The organism is Verrucomicrobiota bacterium JB022, assembly GCA_030673845.1.
Taxonomy (GTDB): Bacteria; Verrucomicrobiota; Verrucomicrobiia; order Opitutales; family Oceanipulchritudinaceae; genus WOUP01.
In genome coordinates, this window is sequence record JAUTCQ010000017.1 from 302179 (window position 1) to 318618 (window position 16440).

Below are 16440 nucleotides of genomic sequence, written 5' to 3' on the forward strand. Positions count from 1 at the left end.
AAAAGGAGTAAAAAGGAGTCCAGAACAAGCTGAGTGAATGAGCCTTTGGCGGGGAGGCGGCGCGTAAGTGCGCAACTGACTCGGGAAGACTCTTTTTCACTCCTTTTAACTCCTGTTCCATTTCTCTCTGCTCTCTCTTTTTGACTTTTATTCTCAATAATCGCTTTGAAAGCTTGAGCATCGGCTAGCCAAAGGTTTACCGTCACCGGGGTAGTTGGCCAAAATCCTTCAGAGGACACCCATGCAAGTCATCGAATCCGTGCACGAAATGCAGTCCCTTGCCGTGAGACTGCGCCACCAAGGCAAGCTGATCGGCTTTGTCCCGACCAGCGGCTACCTGCACGCGGGCCACCTGAGCCTGATTCAACTCGCTCAGGACCAGGCCGACGTGGTGGTGGTGTCGTGCTTCGTGAACCCCAAGGAGTTTGGCGCCAACGAAGACTTCGCCCGCTACCCGCGGGATCGGGAGCGCGACCTCCAGTTCTGCCGCGAGGCCAAGGTCGACGTGGTCTTCCTGCCCAAGGAAGAAGAAATCTACCCGGCGGGCTTCTCCAGCTCGGTGACGGAAGACAAGCGTGCCAGCGGCCTCTGCGCCATCTCGCGCCCGCACTACTTCAAGGGCGTTTGCACCTGCCACGCCAAGCTCTTCAACATCGTGCGCCCCGACCAGGCCATCTACGGCCGCAAGGACCCGCAGATGGCCGCCGCGATCGCCAAGATGGTCGAAGACCTCAACTTTACGGTCGAAATCGTCGTCGGCCCTACCGTGCGTGAGCCCGACGGCCTCGCCTGCAGCGCCCGCAACACCTACCTCAACGAATTCCAGCGCCGCGATGCCCGCATCGTCTATCAGGCGCTGATGAAAGGCCGTGAACTCGTCGACAACGGCATCCGCAACGTCGACCGCGTGCTGGCCGAGGTGACCTACCACATCTCGCAGATCCGCCGCCTGCGTGTGATCTACGTGCACGCCGTCAACAAGCACACGATGGAGTTCGAGCGCCAGATCGTTCCCGGCCAGACCTTGATCATCACCAGCGTCTGGTGCGACGAAGTTCGCCTGCTCGACAATATGGAGTTGTAGGTTACTTGGGGGTGAATACTAAGTTTTCAATGGGCTATTAGGCCTAGGAAATTTGGTTGTCTTTTCGTTCAGAGAGGACATTTTTCAACGCGTTGATCTCACACCTTTGTTCAACTCGTTCCAACTTTTCCATGCAGAAGACTCTTGTCCTGTTTCTCGCCTTGGTTAGCTCCATCCTCGCGAACGTCGCTCAGGCTCAAGCCGTCAGCGTCTACACGCTGGGCTACATCGGGCCCACCTCCGACTTCAGCAGCTCGCAGACTTTTACAGGCAACGGCTATGTGACCGCCTTTGGGTCGTCCTACCACCCGGGTTTGTCGCTGGACAACGCCAAGTCCTACTTCCAGCAAGACATCTCGTCTTACGCTCCTGGGACGCAAATCGAATCGGTTAAGCTTGAATTCACGATCAGTGGCTCGGCTCTGGACGAAAACCTGCTGGTCACGCTGTTCGACTCCGAAGGCACGCTTGGCTTTCATGTCTCCGCACCCAATACGGTAGCTTCCGAGATTATGACCGTGCAGGGCGGCGCGTTCAACTCCCTCGATTTGACGGATCTGTTCCAGACCGCCGTGGATGAAGGCCTCGACTACTTTGCGATTCACTTCGACGGGACGACGTCCGATATCTTTACTAACGGGACATCGACCGTATTGACGCTTACGGTGACGACGGCAGCCATTCCGGAGCCCGCCGTTACCGCTTTGGCCCTGCCGCTCGTGGCGGGTCTGGGTTTGGTGTTGCGCCGCCGCCAGTTGGCGAGCCGCGCCTAGTCATCTTGACAGGCACGTTTTCAAAAGCTCCGGATGACCGTCCGGAGCTATTTTTTGCGGTCCACCTACCTGCCAAAATTCCGCCAGTCGGGCTCCGGGGCAAACTGGGCAGAGCCGTCGTTGACGTTGGCGTCCCGGCCTTTGTCCTGCAGCAGGGTGATCATTTCGGCCCCCGCCATCAGCACCGGACCGTAGCCGTGGGCGGCGTAGACGCTGACCGGGCGGTGGTAGTAGAAGGCCGGATCGAAGCCCATCCCGGTGCCTACACAGGTGTTTTCGACCTGCCCCTGTTCGTTGACCTGGGCAGCGACGGCGTTCCAGCCCAGCAGCGTCGCCGGGCCGTAGGCCAGCGGGTCGAGCCAGCCGCGGTTGATCCCGCGCGCCATGGCGTAGACGAACATGGCCGAGGCCGAGGTCTCCTGATACGAGTCGTAGCGGTCGAGCAACTGGTGCCAGAGTCCTTCGCCGCCCTGGTGGGCCGCCAGCCCCTTCATATGGGCGCGGTAAATGGCCAGCACGGCCTCTCGCTGCGGGTGGCTCTCCGGCAGCACGCTCAGCAGCTCGGCTGCCGCCATGGCCGCCCACCCGTTGGCGCGGCCCCAGTGGAACGCGGGGTGGGGCTCCATGTCGCGGATCCAGCCGTGCATGAAGAGCCCCTTCTCGGGCACAAACATGCGCTCGTGAAACTGGATCAGCTGCTTGGCGGCGTCATCGAAATAGGCTGCGTCTCCGGTCAATACGCCCATCTGCGCCAGCGCGGGCACGCTCATGTAGAGGTCGTCGAGCCAGAGCGCGTTGGGCATCGGGCGGTTGCGGGCCAGCGTGCCGTCTTCAAAGCGGAACTGGCCTTCGGCGATCCACCCCACGAGGCGGTCGATCACGGGGCGAATCTCGTCGCCTACCGCGTCGGCGCGCCGGGCCTTGATCATCGCCGCGCCCATCGCGCCCGAGTCGTCGAGCGTGTGGGGGGCGTTGAGGTTGCGTAGCGGCACCCGCCAGGGGCGGGGATCACCGGCGGCTTCGGCCTTTTTCAGGCGTTCGGCAAAGACGGGCAGACTGTCGGCGATCAACTGCATTCGCTCGCCGACAAAACGGCCATAGCGCGCGTCTCCGGTCGCCTCTGCTGCGTGCAGCGCCCCGGCATAGGTGACGCCCCACTCGTAGCTGACGATGCCGAAGTGCGTCTGAGGGAAACGTGCGTTGGGGCTCGAAAACTCGCTCTTCTTCAGCACCTTACCCGTCTCACGGTCCACCAGGCTCTTGGGCGTTTCGGCGTCGATATAGGCCAGCACGCGGTCGAGCACCTCCTTGACCTCTTGGGTGGTCACGGGCCCATAAACCACCGGGTAGGCCGGCTGCGAGGCGCCGCGGTTGATCAGCCGCAGCTGTTCCACGCTGGGGGTAGCGGTTTCCTGCGGGGCCTGCGCCAGCAGGGTGGCAGGCAGCAGGGCAAGGGAGGCAAGACGGGGAAGGGAGTAGCGTAACATCATGAAAGGGGAGGGGAGTGAAAGGCGAACCGGCTGGGGAAGGCCGGGGCGGTTTAGAACGTCTGCAGCTCGGCCTCGCGCAGCTTTTGGTCGGGCACGAACTTGCAGCGATAGGTCTCGAAGTCGGTCACCTCCTGCAGGCGGAAGCTGCCGCCGCTCGACGGCTGGGCCGCAAAGCCCTCGAAAAGCACATCGGTCGCTTCGTGCAGCACCACCAGCGGACGCTCGTCATCTTCGGTCAGCGTGTAATGCAAGCCGCGCACCTCCAGGCCCTCGACATGGCGGGCGTAGAGGACAGAGGCGGGCAGCAGGCCAAACATGCTCGGCTCCGGATAAGCCTTCTCGCGCAGCGGCACGGCAAACGGCTCGCGCGGGCCACGCACGCCCTCTTCCTTGCCGCGCAGGAAGAAGTGGTTGGCGAGGTGCTCCGGCTGTTCGGCCACGTCGGCCATCGTGATCCCGCCGCGCGAGACCACGCGGATGTCTTGCAGCAGCACGTCTTCGATCGGGTGCCCCGGCAGGCCTGCGAGGATGATCGGGAAGCGCCCGTCGGCATCGTGGACCGAGATGCCGCTGATCTGCACGCCCCGGATGCTGCCGACCGACGTGCCTTCGGGGCCGCGCGCCCGGTTGCCAAGGCGGAGGAAAATGGGAGCGTTGGACACGTCGTGCATCACGAGGTTGCTCACCACGATGTTTTCGATGTTCGAGCCGTCGACCGACTCGATGGCCAGCCCGCGTGAGCGCCGGAAAACGCAGTTGCTGATCGTGATGTTGCGGAAGTCGCCGTTCGATTCCGTGCCCAGCTTGATCCGCGCGGTCGGCCCGTCCTGGTCGACGGCCTTCTTGGTCTCGGTGCGGTAGGTGGCGTCGAGCATCGAGCCAATGTCGTAGCCGCTCACGAGGCAGTTGGTGATCGTGATGTCTTCGCAGTGGCGCACCTCACCCAGCGCGTAGCTCGCCTTGAGCACGATCGCGTCGTCGTTGAGCGAGTTGATGCTGCAGTTGGAGATGCGCACATTGCGGCACGCGTCGATGTCGAGGGCGTCGCGATTGGTGTCGATCTTCAAGTTGTCGATCGTCATGGTATCGACCCCGGTGGCGAGCAGCATGAAGTGGCCGCCCTTGAGCACGGAGAAGTCGCGCAGGGTCACGTTGCGGCACTCCCGCAGTGCGATGGCCTTGTTAGCGTGGCCGTTGCGGGCCTTTTCGTCGCTGTAGTCCACGTGGCTCTGCAGGCCCTCGCCGTCGATCAGGCCGTGGCCCACGATGGCGATATTTTCGAGATTTTCGCCCCAGATCAGGCTGTTACGCCAGTGGCTGTGCCCAAAGTCCTGGTAACGCAGCTCGTCGCCCCATTTGTTCGGCTCCGGCTCGTCGTAGCGTCCGTCGCCGTCATCCGGTGAGGCCGCCAACAGGGTCGCGCCGGATTGCAGCTCCAGCGTGATGTGGCTTTGCAGGCGGATGGAGAAGCTGCGATAGGTGCCCGCAGGGAGCACCACCGTGCCGCCGCCCGCGTCGGAGGCCGCCTCGATGGCCGCGTTGATGGCCGGCGAGTCGATCGCCTGGCCGTCGCCCTTGGCGCCATAGTCGCGCACATTGTAGGCCGTAGCAAAAAGTCCTTGGGTCATGAAGAGCAGGCACGCGAGCCAGGCGCCGGACGCTTGGGAACGAAGACGAGGGGAGGCCATGGGCAAGTCGTGGGGTAGGGGGTGAAGGGATCGGGTATCGCGCGGCGTGGGGGACCGCGAGACTACCCTGCCCGCGTGGGGCGCCTCTGTCGATGGCTTGCAAATCGGACAGTTCAAAAGATGCGCCGGCTGGCAATTGACGCCCCTGCGTGCGCCGCCCAAGCTACTCGTGCCCGCCACATGGAAGGCCTTGACTACATCCTCCACACGACGCCCATCGGCGCGCTCGGCCTCGGCTGCACGGGCGGCAGGCTTTCGCGAGTCTGGTTCCTGGGGGCGCGCGAGGGCCAAGACTTGCCCCTCCCGCCCGAGCCCGTGCTGCGCCAGACGGTCGACGAGCTGCAGGCCTACTTTGCGGGGCAGCTGAAGCGCTTCACCATCCCGCTTGCGCCCAGCGGCAGCGCCTTCCAGCTGCAGGTGTGGGAGGCCCTCTGCGCCATCCCCTGGGGCGAAACGCGCAGCTACAAAGACATTGCGCTCGCCCTCGACAACCTCGGCGCGATCCGGGCGGTCGGCATGGCCTGCAACCGTAACCCCCTGCCGCTCATCATTCCTTGCCATCGGGTGATTGGATCCAGCGGCGAGCTGGTGGGCTTCGGCGGCGGCCTCCCGCTCAAGCGCCAGCTATTGGAGCACGAGCGCATTTTGCCGGTGCAGCGGGAGTTGTTCTGAGAATTACAGGCCCCAAATCTTCAATCCTGTGCTTGCGCTTGCGTTCGAGGGCTGGGGGCGGTGTATTAGGCGCCTTCCATGAGTGCCGCATCGAACCGCAAAGACGTCATCCTGCCGCCGGCCACGATTGGCATCCTCGGTGGGGGCCAGCTCGGCCGCATGAGCATCCTGGCCGGGCGCAAGCTGGGCTACCGCTTCGTCGTTTACGAGCCCCAAGGCCCCAATTCCCCCGCCGGCGTGATTGCCGACGAGGAGATCAACGCCCCGTATGACGACATGGACGCGCTGCGTGCCTTCGCCCAGAAGTGCGACGTCGTGACCTACGAGTTTGAAAACGTGCCCAGCGGCCCGTTGCAGATGATCGCCAGCTACGCCCCGGTGCGCCCGGGCGCCAAGGCCCTGCACACCTGCCAGAACCGCCGCCGCGAAAAGACTTTCCTGCAGGACAACGGCTTCCCCTGCGCCCCCTTTGCCATCGTCAACAATGCGGACGAGCTGCAGAGCGCCTGGCGTCAGTTGGGCGGCGATGTGGTGGTGAAGAGCGCCGACTTTGGCTACGACGGCAAGGGCCAGCGCAAGCTGAAGGACGGCGACGATGTCGCCAAGATCTGGCGCGAGCTGAACGTCGAAGCAGCCGTGCTGGAAAAGTGGATCCGCTTCAAGGGCGAGTATTCCGTCATCTGTGCCCGCAATGCGCGCGGCGATGAGATGGCCTTCCCGCTGACCCACAACGAGCACCGCAACCACATCCTCCACCAGTCCCTCGTGCCCGTGCGCGGGGTCGATGCCGCACGCCAGATGGAGGCCGAAGAGCTGGCCATGTCCATCGCGCGTGCCCTGGACGTGGAGGGTTTGCTGGCGGTCGAGCTGTTCCTGACCGAAGACGGCTGGATCGTGAACGAGCTGGCCCCGCGCCCGCACAACAGCGGCCACTATACCTTTGATGCGTGTCTCACCAGCCAGTTTGAGCAGCACATCCGCGCCATCTGCAACCTCCCCTTGGGCGACCCGCGTCTGCTCTCGCCCGTGGCGATGATCAACCTGCTGGGCGACTCCTGGAAGGCTGCCGGCGACGCTGGCCCCGACTGGCCCGGCCTGTTGGAGCACCCGCGCGCCAAGCTGCACCTCTACGGCAAGGCCGTGCCCAAGGCGGGCCGCAAGATGGGCCACTTCTGCGTGATGGCCGACACGGCGGCCGATGCCGCCAAGGATGCCGAAAAGCTGCTCAATACGATCGAGCGCCGAAAGTAGCGACGGAGCTTACTCGGTCCCCAGCTTGGAGGCGATCTCGCTGGCGAGCTGGCGCAAGCCGTCGCTGAGCGCGGCGACGAGCTGCTGGTAGTCACTGCCATCCCATTCGGCGCGGTGGCGGAAATGGCCTTGGGCGACGAAGCCCTGGCTGTCTTCCTCCGTCACGATGTAGCGGGCCGCGACCCAGACTTCGCCGGATTGCGTGCCCTCGAAACGTTCGATCTCGACCTCCAGCACCGGTGCGCCTGCCGGCAGGTAGCGGCGGCGGCCCGTATCGACCTGATAGCTGGGCAGCGACGCGTTCAGATACTCCGCCAGCACACGCGTCAGCCCCACGTCCAGCTCCTCGCCCCAGCGGTGCCAGTCGCTATAGCTGATGCCGAATCCCTGACCGTGAACCGCGATCTTGCTGCCTTGCAGATAGGAGGGTAGTCGCACCTCCTGGAGCGTCAGCACGCGGCTGGTCTCGTCGGTCGCCGGAGCGTCGGAAAGGCCGGAGTGCAGCACATAAAATCGCGTTGGGTCGGCCGAAGGCTCGAGGTTCACGCAACCGCTGAGCGTCAGCCCGAGCAGGGCACAGCCGAAAAGGGCAGGAAAGGAGCGCATGGAAAGGGTCATTCGGGCTTGTCGCGCCCGGTGAGCAGGGCGCGGGGGTTGCGTTCGAGGAAGTCGGCCAGCTCTCGGAGTTCGCGGGCGGCGACGCGGACTTCGCGCATCGTCTGGTTCAGCTCGTAATACAAGGCCGACTGGGGCTGCACGGTGCTGGAGAGCCCATTGGCCGCATTTTCGACCGAGCCGAGGGTCGTATCGAGCCGCTGGGCCAGCGCGTGGTAATCGGCCATCGCCGGGTCCACATGCCCCTCCAGCTTGGTCGCCAGCGCCTGGACTTGTGCCAGCGTATCGCGCGACTGGGCGACGAGCGCGGGGATGTCGGCGTCGACGAGCGTCTGGTTCACGTTTTGCGTGGTGCGCACGAGCTCCTGATTGATCGCGCCGACATCGAGGGCCTCGACCACCGCATTAGAGTTACGCAGCAGGCGAATCGTCTCGTCGTTGATCGTCTTCATGTCGATCGCGCTGAAACGGGCCACGATGTCCGAAGCCGAGGAGCCGACCTGAGCCAGCACGGAGGGCTCGGTGGGGATCTCCTTGTATTCGATGCGCTGCTGGTGCGGGAACTCCAGCGGCACGGGAGTCTGGACGTAATCCAGCTCGATGTAGAGCTGACCGGAGATGTAGCTCGTCACCACCAGCTTGCCCCGCAGACCGTCCTGGATTTCGGCCGCGAGCACCTCCTCGTCGCGCAAATCGGCCTGCACGCCCAGGTCTTCTTCCAGCCGACGGGTGTCGATCTCGATAAAGACGGGAATTGCAGTCGTCTCGGGCGACTGGTTGTAGCGGATGCGCACATCGCTGACCCGCCCGATGGGCACGCCTTTGAACTTGACCGGAGCGCCCACGGCAAGGCCATTCACGGTCTCGTCGAAGTAGAGCAGGAACGTCTCTTCCTTGGAAAAGATATTCTTGGCACCCACGTAGATGACGAGGCCGGTCAGCAAAACGGCCGCCCCGATGACGAAGGCTCCGATGACGGCAGGTGAAGCACGGCGACTCATGAACGAGAAAGTTTTGCCGCTAACCTTACCCGTCAACGGCTAAACGCCAAATGAAAAAGCGCATTTGCCGGACAGCCGGAAGCAGCGCCCTCCACGGCGGGCACCTTGCCGGATAAACGGCAGGCCTACTCCACAAACCCTTGCAGCTTCAGCCAATACGCGAGGTCGTAAGTCCACGGCAGCAGCTCGCGCGGGTCGCTCTGGCCCGGCGTATAGCTCCTCACGCCGAGCCCGAGCCCATGGCGCCCCGTCTGGTAGAGATGCAGGTCGTGCGGCACTCCATGCTCGCTCAACGCTTCGGCAAAGAGGATCGAGTTACCCACCTGCACGGTAGAATCGTCATAGGTGTGCCAAAGGAAGGTCGGCGGCGTCTCGGCAGTCACCTGCTTTTCGTTCGACATCAGCTCGATCAGCTCCGCCGGCGGCTGCTCGCCCAGCAGGTTACGCTTCGAGCCCTTGTGAGCTAAGTCTCCCATCGTGATTACCGGATAGCACAGGATGCCCAGGTCGGGCCGCGAGCTGACGCGGTCGATCGGGTCTTCGGCGGTCGGTGTGCCGGCATCGAAATGGGTCAACGCCGAGGCGGCGAGGTGCCCGCCGGCGGAAGAGCCCATCACGCCTACCCGGCCCGGGTCCAGCTCCCACTCCTTGGCATTGGCGCGCACGATCCGGACGGCACGCTGCACATCGTGAAGCATCGAAGGATGCCGATAGCCGTTAGTCCCCAGGCGATATTTGAGCACAAATGCCGTCACCCCGTGTTCATTCAGCCAGAGGGCATAATCACGCCCCTCGTGGGTAGCCAGATGCCCATACCCTCCGCCTGGGCACACGATGATAGCCGCTCCGGTCGCCACTTCCTCTGCCGGCCAATACGGCGTCAGCGTAGGCACATCGGTCGCTTCGGTGCCTTGGGCGCCAGGCACTTCGCCCGCAGGCCAAAGCGTCGTTTCCTGCTCGGGGCGAGCCTGCAAGTAAACGAGGAACGACGTAAGGGCCAGGAAAGTCATCCGTAAGATCATGGGAGGAGGTAGCTTATGGGGTACAGGTTGGTTTTGTCGGGGCAAGCCCAGCAAATGCCGACCGGCAGGCAAAGTCGATGCCTAAAAAGCTGACGCCATACAGGTGCGGTGCATCCATTCAGGCAACGAATCAACTGGACAAGGCCGCACGCATCTCCACCTTAACGCTGTAAACCCTTTCTTTTGCCCGGGTGGTGGAATGGTAGACACTGGGGACTTAAAATCCCCTGCCCGCAAGGGCGTGCGGGTTCGAGCCCCGCCCCGGGTACCAAGTTTCTGCGGGTTACAAAGCTTTCTTTAGTAACTCCTTATGGAGTAAAAGCGTTGGAAGATCCTTCGAGACGGTCCGAGCACGATGAAGGATGTGTCGGGTATGGTCAGAGGGCTTGGCTCCGGACTCGATAGAGGTCTGGCTTCACGGTAGCCGCCATCGCTTTGGGATCGATTTTCCATTCGTGGAGAAATGCGGCGATGCGCTGTGCGGTACCAGCGGGGTCTTGAATGCAGTCCGCATAGGCCACTTCGAGTAGCTGGAGGTTGCTGTTGCGGCTTTGGGCCCAGGCCCGAAGGTTTCCGAGGATCTGGTTACGGTGTTGCTGCAACTGGGCTTCGGAGGCTGTGGAGGGCTTGGCGCCTTCACGCTCGGCCGCGAGCATGCGAGATTGAGAGTGGGCAATCTCTTTTACCGGGCGGTCCATCCAGACGACGCGGTAGGGATACCCGCGCAGGAGGTGAGGCAGTTGGAGGGAGACAACTTTGACGACTTTGCCACAGGCCTCGCCGATCACTCGGGGTTGCTTTTGCAATGTTTTGATCGGCTCCCACTCGTAGTAGCCCTGCGGGTTGTGCATATCGGCCTCGCGCTGAGCATCCACTTGCCCGGGGATACCGCCTGCGGTAAGCATCTGCATCATCAGCGAGGTGCCGGAGCGCGGCAGCCCGGAAACCACCGCGATGGGGGCGGCGTTGCTACGCTCCTGCTGGCTTCGCCTGGGCTCGAGCATCGTGACGAGGCTTGCCTGATCGCGCTGCTGCTCGCGGGCCTTGCGCCAGCCTTCAAAGCGGGCGGCACTCTGCGTTCGCAGACTTTCGCAGCGCTCTTCGATCTCACGGTCCATCTGGTCGCTCAAACTTTCTACGGGCGCGTGATATGCCTCGTCGTCGAGCTTGAGTGTCGCGCCAGTCTTGAGGGACTGGCGGATCCAGCCCAACCGAGCATTGGTAAAGTCGGGCTTTAGCTCCAAGGCCCGGGTAAAGGCCGCCTTCGCGTCTTCATGTTGGGTGCGTTGGTGCCGCACCTGGCCGAGCAGGAACCAGCCCATGGCCTCGCTCGGCCAGCGCTCTACCAGGGCTTGGAGAAGGTTATGAGCCGTCTTGAGCTCTTGCATGCCCATGAGGGCTCGAGCCCGGCAGAGCAGCAACTGCCGATTATCGCCCGCGTCGAGTGTGCGCAAGAGTGCTTCAGCCTCCTCCCAACGCTCCAGCCGCAGAAGCACACGGGCGCGCAATTCTCGCATCTGTTCGTCGGCTGCACGCTCTGTCGAAGAGTCGGCTTCCAGCCAGAGGAGCGCTTCTGCGGCCCGGCCCCATTGGAGATTCAGCTCGGCCAGAACACGGTTGAGGCGTGGCTCGCCCGCATAGTCGAGCAGAGTCTGGGCGGTGGTTTGAGATTCCTGGTGCAATCCCAGCCGAGCTTGGCACTGGGCCAGGGGCAAGGCATAGTGCGGCACTTCCGGGCACTCGAAGTAGGCCCGTTCGAGGTGGGGCAGGGCTTCTGCTGCCCGCCCAGCATGAAAGAGAGACTGCCCGAGATTCCAGGCATTTTCGCGCTGGGTGAGCACCTCGGCAGATTCGAAGGCCTCGCCGGTCCGGTCCACATAACCCAGATCTTCGAATTGGCGGAGCAGTGCGGCTGCGGCGGTATCGGAAAAGGCTTCGCTCTGGAAGTTGCTCAAGGGAGGCCCCTCCTGCTCCCAACTGGCAATGGGGGCCGGGGCCTCGACGTGTTCCGCAAAAATCTCGTCGAGCGCGCGACCGGACATGTCTTGGCCTTGGGGAAGCCCGAAGTAGCGCAATACCGTCGGCGCAACGTCCAGCAGGTTAGTCGCAGGCACTTGGCTGCCGGCCCGAATCCCGGGGCCCGCGAAGGCAAAGAGCCCGTGCCGACGGTGCCAGGCGGCAATGCCCGCCGGCACTTGGGGCGTGAAGGCCGGGCGCTCGGCACCTGAAAGGAAGCCGTGATCGCTGACGACCATACAGGCCGTACCCGCAGGTGCGGCGGCGAGCAAGTCGCGCAGGAGCAAATCTTGCAATTCGTAGGCGCGTGCGACCACGCCTGAGTAACGCGCGTAATCCTCTTCGCTGATCTCTGGGCGGCGAGGGGGGGCAAACTCGATAAAGTCGTGGCAGATCCAATCGAGAAAGTGGTAGTAGACTGCCAGGAAGTTGAAGGCCGGGTCGTCGCGAAGAGTGGCGACAGAGGCATTATGGAGTGTGTAGAGCTCGGCCAGCCGCTCCAGCAGGCGCTTGGGGCGTGGGTCTTTCTTCAGGTCGATCTCGTCCAGAAGCGGGAGAAAGAAACGCAGGATATTGGGGTCGAGCTTCCCCGGAGTCGCGCGTAAATCCGCCAGTAGCTCCATCATTTCTGGCGGGTGGACGGAGCCTGCGGGCGGCGGGGTGGCGGCGGTGCCTGGGCTGAACTTGGCAAAAGTTTCCGCCACGCAGACGCCGTTGAGCCTCTCCGCAGGGTGGCTGGCAAACCACCCGAAAACGTGCGTTCGCAAGCCCTTTTGCGACAGGATATTCCAAAGCGCCTTCACCTTGCGGCTGTGGCTGCTGCAGGGCCGTAGCTCACCGGTGGAAGGATCGATCTCGGTAAATCCGAGCACGCCATGCTCTGCCGGATGCTTGCCGGTGGCGATGGTATTCCATAGCATGGGCGAGAGATAGGGCGGAAGGCTCTCGATCGCGGCTCGGGCACCCCCGGAGCAAAGCTCGGCCAGTTGGGGCATTTTGCCGGCGCTCAGCAAAGGCTTGGCCATCTGCCAGTCAGCGCCGTCCCAGCCCACCATAATCAGTCGTGGGGTGTGCACCCCGCCAAATCAAGTTGCCTCCTTTCGGCATGGCGAGCTATTTCTATCTTGCCACTTTAGGGAACGATATATAAGGTGTTACGCTTAGTTGTCTCCGTCCTGTATATATTATGAATAAACTCACCTCCCTTTCCGCTGCCTCTCTTGCCGTTACCAGCGCATCCTTTGGGGCAATCGTTTTGGTCGATGTCGTGCCTGATCTCGTGATCTCCCAGGGGCAGGATATGTATATCGACTTTGATACGCAGACCGCATCTTTGGATGTGATCGATGGCTTCGATGTGCGCCTTTTCATCGCAGCTTTTGACGTCTATTTGAATCCAGAACAGTCCTGGCTGGTCAGCGCCGATTCTAGCTCTTTCCCGTATGTTCTGAAATTCTCGCAGGGTAGCGACCTGACCTTCGCGAATCCCACCTCGAATAACAACTCTCAGATTTCATACGACAATCTGGGCTATTGGGAGACGGAAACTTCCCTTACCCTCGGCTACGCCGCGCTGACGGACGGCTCGAATGAAGCGTGGCTGGAGCTGAACTACGATCCCGCCGCCAATACGTTGGGTCTGACCCGCTTTGCCTACAGCACCAATGGCGAACAGCTGACGGCTGGCGTGGCTCCTGCCCCAGTTGTCCCCGAGCCTTCCACGACTGCGGCCATCGCTGCTTTGCTTGCTGGCAGTGCCGCGCTCTACAAGCGCCGTCGCGATAAGGCTGCAGCTTAGGATACCGCTAGAGCAGTTCCGTTTAATCCGAATCCGTGAAACACAGTGGGCTCTTCTGGCCGTTCGCTTCGCCGCGGCTCAAAAATAGATCCCGTCCACTGTTTCAGCTAATACGGAATGCTCTGGTTTTGAGGATGCAGGCCGGTTCAGGCGTCCAGGCTGAAATGCCAGACTTGAATCTGCTCCTCTTCTTCAACCGGGCGGAGAGTGAAGCCGGCTAAGCGAGCCATCTCCGCACGCGCGTCACCTGGGGGGAGTTGCAAATCCAAGGATTTGGCTCCCCTTGTTTGTGCCTCGGCCTTCAAGGAGCTCAGGAGCATTTGAGCCGCCGAACTGCCCATATAGCGCGGACGGAGTCGAAAATGCAGGTGCGCCTCCACTTCACTGCGAAACTCGACGAGGCCTACCCCCACAATACGCTCCGGAGCCTCCGCCAACAGCAGACGAGGGGCTAGAGGGTAGGTGTTCTGGTCGATTTTCGGGAAAAACTTTCGGACGCGCGGCAACTCATCCGGCCAGGGAGGACGGACGCTAAGGGCTTCATTTTCCTCGAATCGCTCGGAATCGAGATTGTCAGGCTCGGACATCGGGCAGTGGTGGGCGACGCCGCACGCGCTTGGCGAGTTTAACGCATTGATCCTCAGACACAGAGTAAGCGCCCCGTTTTACTCCAACTCCATGGCCAAGACCTTGTCGGTCTGTTTTTGGCGGAATTGCTGGAGCTTGGCGCGGATGGATTCGTCTTGCAGGCCGAGGATGGAGGCGGCGGCAATGGCCGCGTTCTTGGCCCCGGCGTCACCGATGGCGAGGGTCAGCACCGGCACTCCGGCGGGCATCTGCACGATCGACAGGAGGGAGTCCATCCCGGCGAGCGCCTTGCTTTTCACCGGCACGCCCAACACCGGCAGCTCCGTCATCGCGGCGACCATGCCGGGCAGGTGGGCCGCGCCGCCCGCGCCTGCAATGATGACCTGCAGGCCGCGCCCGGCGGCGCTCTTGGCGTATTCGACCAACAGGTCGGGCGTGCGGTGGGCGCTGACGATGCGCTTCTCGTAACGTGCACCAAACTGAGTCAGCAACTCGGCGGCGTGGCGCATGGTCTCCCAATCGGAGATGCTGCCCATGATGATACCCACTTGCGGGGCGGAAGCGTCAGGATGCGTCATGCACGCCACTGTGGCAAAGCACGCCGCGCGGGTGAAGCACATTTCCGTGGTAAGGGAGGGAATGTTTTACCCGAAAAGGCAGAGAAACGGAGACGGATTTCCTGATTTTTCTGAGTTCTCTGGTTAGGAAATGGGATTAACCACAAAAGGCACAGAAGTCACAAAAATGAAGGTCAGGAAGGCGAGTAGAGCACCGCACTATTCTGGTTCCTCACCTTAAATACAGGAGGAACCGATTACGCGGAGCTTCTGTGCCTTTTATGCTTTCTGTGGTTAAAATAGACCCTGACCAAATCTCCCTGCCTTACCCCTTCACCACGTCGTAGCCATCTTTGCGATCCAGGATTTGCCAGCCTTTGGCGGTCAGCTCGGCGCGGAGGGCGTCGGCGGCGGCGAAGTCGCGGGACTGCTTGGCTTGCCAGCGCTTTTCGGCCAGTTCGGCGATCTCGGCGGGGACTTCGACCGCTTCGGGCTCCTCTTCCTTCGCCGTAAAGAGCGGGATGCCGAGGGCGTAGAGCAGGGTGGCCGCACCTTGCAGGGCCGCACGGGCTTCGTCGGCGGACTCGATGCGCTTGCTGGCACGCTTGACGGCGCTGAAGAGGCTGCCGAGCGCCGCCGGCGTGTTCAAGTCGTGGCAAAGGGCCTTCCACGCGTTTTCGAATTCGCCCAGGTCACCCGCGAACGGCGGCACGAGCTGGCCGAACTCTTCGCGGCTCATGCCGGACTTTTCGAGCAGGGGCAGGAGGCCCTTTTCGAGCTTTTCGAGGCCGCTCTGAGCGGCGGCGATGCCGGAGAGGGTAAAGTTGAACTGCTGGCGGTAATGGCCTTGCAGGAAGGCTAACCGGATGGCGGCGGGTGAGTAGCCCTTTTCCAGCAAGTCGTCGATGGTGAAGAAGTTGCCGAGGCTCTTGGACATCTTCTTGCCCTCGACGAGCAGGTGCGTGCTGTGCATCCAGTGGCGGCAAAACGGCTGGCCGGTGGCGGCTTCGCTCTGCGCGATCTCGTTTTCGTGGTGGGGGAAGCACAGGTCTTCGCCGCCGCCGTGCAGGTCGAACGACGGGCCGAGGTAGCGCATGCTCATGGCGCTGCACTCGAGGTGCCAGCCCGGGCGGCCCGCGATCTCCTTGCCCGTCTCCGGGTGCTTGGGGCCTTGCCAGAGGTTGGGGCCGTCTTCGGTCTTGTGTGCCTTCCAGAGGGCAAAGTCGGCCACGGCTTCGCGCTCGTATTCGTCGGCCAGGTTGGCGGTGCCGGCGCTGTTGGTGTCCTGCGAACGCAGTTGCTCCGGGTCGAAGTGGGCCAGCTTTCCGTAGTCGGCAAAGCTCGTCACGCGGTAGTAGACGCTGCCGTCGCCGCCGACATAGGCGTGGCCCTTCTTCAACAGCTCCTCGACCAGCTCGATCTGCTCCTTGATGTGGTCGGTCGCGCGCGGCTCGACATCGGGGGTCAAGAGGTTGAGCGCGCCGCAGTCCTCGTGGAATTTGTCGGTCCAGCGCTGGGTAAACTGAAGCAGCGACAGGCCTTCTTCGAGCGAGCGGCGGATCGTCTTGTCATCCACATCGGTGATGTTGCGCACGTAGTAGGGCTCGTAGCCGGCCACTTGCAGTGTGCGATAAAGCACGTCGAAGCGCGTGAAGGTGATGAAGTTACCGATGTGCGCCGGGCCGTAGACGGTCGGTCCACACACGTAGAGCTGGTAGCGTTCACCCGCCCGCTTTTCGAGCGCCTTGACTTCCCGACTCAGGGTATCGTGCAACTTGATCACCATGCCCTAAACAAAGAGGCCCACTCCGGGACGAATTCAACACAAAACGGGCGAAGTTGGCGGACTAAGGCTGGCACCCGAAGGGTGCAGGTTTAGGCAGAC

At 62.5% G+C, this 16440-nt stretch carries 14 protein-coding genes and 1 tRNA gene; 6 read left to right on the forward strand and 9 right to left on the reverse strand.

Translation table 11 applies throughout. The annotated features are described in order from the left end of the window. Positions 1–241: 241 nt before the first annotated feature. Positions 242–1084 carry a pantoate--beta-alanine ligase gene (gene panC / locus Q7P63_14045; GenBank protein ID MDP0501212.1) on the forward strand — a complete coding sequence of 281 codons (843 nt, stop codon included), beginning with the start codon at positions 242–244 and terminating at the stop codon, positions 1082–1084. A 131-nt stretch (positions 1085–1215) separates the two neighbouring features. After that, a complete protein-coding gene (locus Q7P63_14050) occupies positions 1216–1857 on the forward strand; it encodes a hypothetical protein (protein MDP0501213.1) in 642 nt (213 codons plus the stop codon). Positions 1858–1922: 65 nt separating this feature from the next. Here Q7P63_14050 and Q7P63_14055 read toward each other — a convergent pair whose 3' ends face one another. Continuing rightward, positions 1923–3344, reverse strand: a complete 1422-nt coding sequence (locus Q7P63_14055) for a glycoside hydrolase family 88 protein (GenBank protein MDP0501214.1) — start codon at positions 3342–3344, stop codon at positions 1923–1925. Between the two features lie 53 nt (positions 3345–3397). Beyond that, positions 3398–5035, reverse strand: a complete 1638-nt coding sequence (locus Q7P63_14060; GenBank protein MDP0501215.1) for a glycoside hydrolase family 28 protein — start codon at positions 5033–5035, stop codon at positions 3398–3400. A 180-nt stretch (positions 5036–5215) separates the two neighbouring features. Between Q7P63_14060 and Q7P63_14065 the strand changes: the two genes are divergently transcribed. Both Q7P63_14065 and Q7P63_14070 read left to right on the forward strand, forming a co-directional pair. Then, positions 5216–5707, forward strand: a complete 492-nt coding sequence (locus Q7P63_14065; GenBank protein ID MDP0501216.1) for a methylated-DNA--[protein]-cysteine S-methyltransferase — start codon at positions 5216–5218, stop codon at positions 5705–5707. 78 nt (positions 5708–5785) lie between these two features. Further along, positions 5786–6958, forward strand: a complete 1173-nt coding sequence (locus Q7P63_14070; GenBank protein ID MDP0501217.1) for a 5-(carboxyamino)imidazole ribonucleotide synthase — start codon at positions 5786–5788, stop codon at positions 6956–6958. Between the two features lie 9 nt (positions 6959–6967). Here Q7P63_14070 and Q7P63_14075 read toward each other — a convergent pair whose 3' ends face one another. The 3 genes from Q7P63_14075 to Q7P63_14085 all read right to left on the reverse strand — a co-directional run bounded on the left by Q7P63_14075 (position 6968) and on the right by Q7P63_14085 (position 9596). Next, positions 6968–7564 carry a PqiC family protein gene (locus Q7P63_14075; protein MDP0501218.1) on the reverse strand — a complete coding sequence of 199 codons (597 nt, stop codon included), beginning with the start codon at positions 7562–7564 and terminating at the stop codon, positions 6968–6970. A gap of 8 nt (positions 7565–7572) precedes the next feature. Then, positions 7573–8574, reverse strand: coding sequence for an MlaD family protein (locus Q7P63_14080; protein ID MDP0501219.1), 1002 nt, complete (start codon positions 8572–8574; stop codon positions 7573–7575). A 125-nt stretch (positions 8575–8699) separates the two neighbouring features. Next, complete coding sequence (locus Q7P63_14085) at positions 8700–9596, reverse strand: alpha/beta hydrolase (GenBank protein MDP0501220.1); 897 nt, start codon at positions 9594–9596, stop codon at positions 8700–8702. A gap of 185 nt (positions 9597–9781) precedes the next feature. Here Q7P63_14085 and Q7P63_14090 point away from each other — a divergent pair. After that, a tRNA-Leu gene (locus tag Q7P63_14090) sits at positions 9782–9867 on the forward strand. Between the two features lie 106 nt (positions 9868–9973). On the opposite strand, the gene Q7P63_14095 is transcribed toward Q7P63_14090, so the two are convergent. After that, positions 9974–12688, reverse strand: coding sequence for an alkaline phosphatase family protein (locus tag Q7P63_14095; protein ID MDP0501221.1), 2715 nt, complete (start codon positions 12686–12688; stop codon positions 9974–9976). A 110-nt stretch (positions 12689–12798) separates the two neighbouring features. Between Q7P63_14095 and Q7P63_14100 the strand changes: the two genes are divergently transcribed. Beyond that, a complete protein-coding gene (locus tag Q7P63_14100) occupies positions 12799–13410 on the forward strand; it encodes a PEP-CTERM sorting domain-containing protein (protein MDP0501222.1) in 612 nt (203 codons plus the stop codon). Between the two features lie 146 nt (positions 13411–13556). Here Q7P63_14100 and Q7P63_14105 read toward each other — a convergent pair whose 3' ends face one another. The 3 genes from Q7P63_14105 to cysS form a co-directional block, all read right to left on the reverse strand. Then, complete coding sequence (locus Q7P63_14105) at positions 13557–13997, reverse strand: GNAT family N-acetyltransferase (protein ID MDP0501223.1); 441 nt, start codon at positions 13995–13997, stop codon at positions 13557–13559. A gap of 78 nt (positions 13998–14075) precedes the next feature. Continuing rightward, positions 14076–14576, reverse strand: a complete 501-nt coding sequence (gene purE, locus Q7P63_14110) for a 5-(carboxyamino)imidazole ribonucleotide mutase (GenBank protein MDP0501224.1) — start codon at positions 14574–14576, stop codon at positions 14076–14078. A gap of 304 nt (positions 14577–14880) precedes the next feature. After that, positions 14881–16341: a cysteine--tRNA ligase gene (gene cysS / locus Q7P63_14115; protein MDP0501225.1), complete on the reverse strand. Its 1461-nt coding sequence runs from the start codon at positions 16339–16341 to the stop codon at positions 14881–14883. Positions 16342–16440: the final 99 nt, after the last annotated feature.

Bases quoted from the DNA above. Each gene is read 5' to 3' on its own strand.
- purE (MDP0501224.1), bottom strand. From the start codon at position 14,576: ATGACGCATCCTGACGCTTCCGCCCCGCAAGTGGGTATCATCATGGGC.
- Q7P63_14080 (MDP0501219.1), bottom strand. From the start codon at position 8,574: ATGAGTCGCCGTGCTTCACCTGCCGTCATCGGAGCCTTCGTCATCGGG.
- Q7P63_14050 (MDP0501213.1), top strand. From the start codon at position 1,216: ATGCAGAAGACTCTTGTCCTGTTTCTCGCCTTGGTTAGCTCCATCCTC.
- Q7P63_14055 (MDP0501214.1), bottom strand. From the start codon at position 3,344: ATGTTACGCTACTCCCTTCCCCGTCTTGCCTCCCTTGCCCTGCTGCCT.
- Q7P63_14065 (MDP0501216.1), top strand. From the start codon at position 5,216: ATGGAAGGCCTTGACTACATCCTCCACACGACGCCCATCGGCGCGCTC.
- Q7P63_14060 (MDP0501215.1), bottom strand. From the start codon at position 5,035: ATGGCCTCCCCTCGTCTTCGTTCCCAAGCGTCCGGCGCCTGGCTCGCG.
- panC (MDP0501212.1), top strand. From the start codon at position 242: ATGCAAGTCATCGAATCCGTGCACGAAATGCAGTCCCTTGCCGTGAGA.
- Q7P63_14105 (MDP0501223.1), bottom strand. From the start codon at position 13,997: ATGTCCGAGCCTGACAATCTCGATTCCGAGCGATTCGAGGAAAATGAA.
- cysS (MDP0501225.1), bottom strand. From the start codon at position 16,341: ATGGTGATCAAGTTGCACGATACCCTGAGTCGGGAAGTCAAGGCGCTC.
- Q7P63_14085 (MDP0501220.1), bottom strand. From the start codon at position 9,596: ATGATCTTACGGATGACTTTCCTGGCCCTTACGTCGTTCCTCGTTTAC.
- Q7P63_14070 (MDP0501217.1), top strand. From the start codon at position 5,786: ATGAGTGCCGCATCGAACCGCAAAGACGTCATCCTGCCGCCGGCCACG.
- Q7P63_14100 (MDP0501222.1), top strand. From the start codon at position 12,799: ATGAATAAACTCACCTCCCTTTCCGCTGCCTCTCTTGCCGTTACCAGC.
- Q7P63_14075 (MDP0501218.1), bottom strand. From the start codon at position 7,564: ATGCGCTCCTTTCCTGCCCTTTTCGGCTGTGCCCTGCTCGGGCTGACG.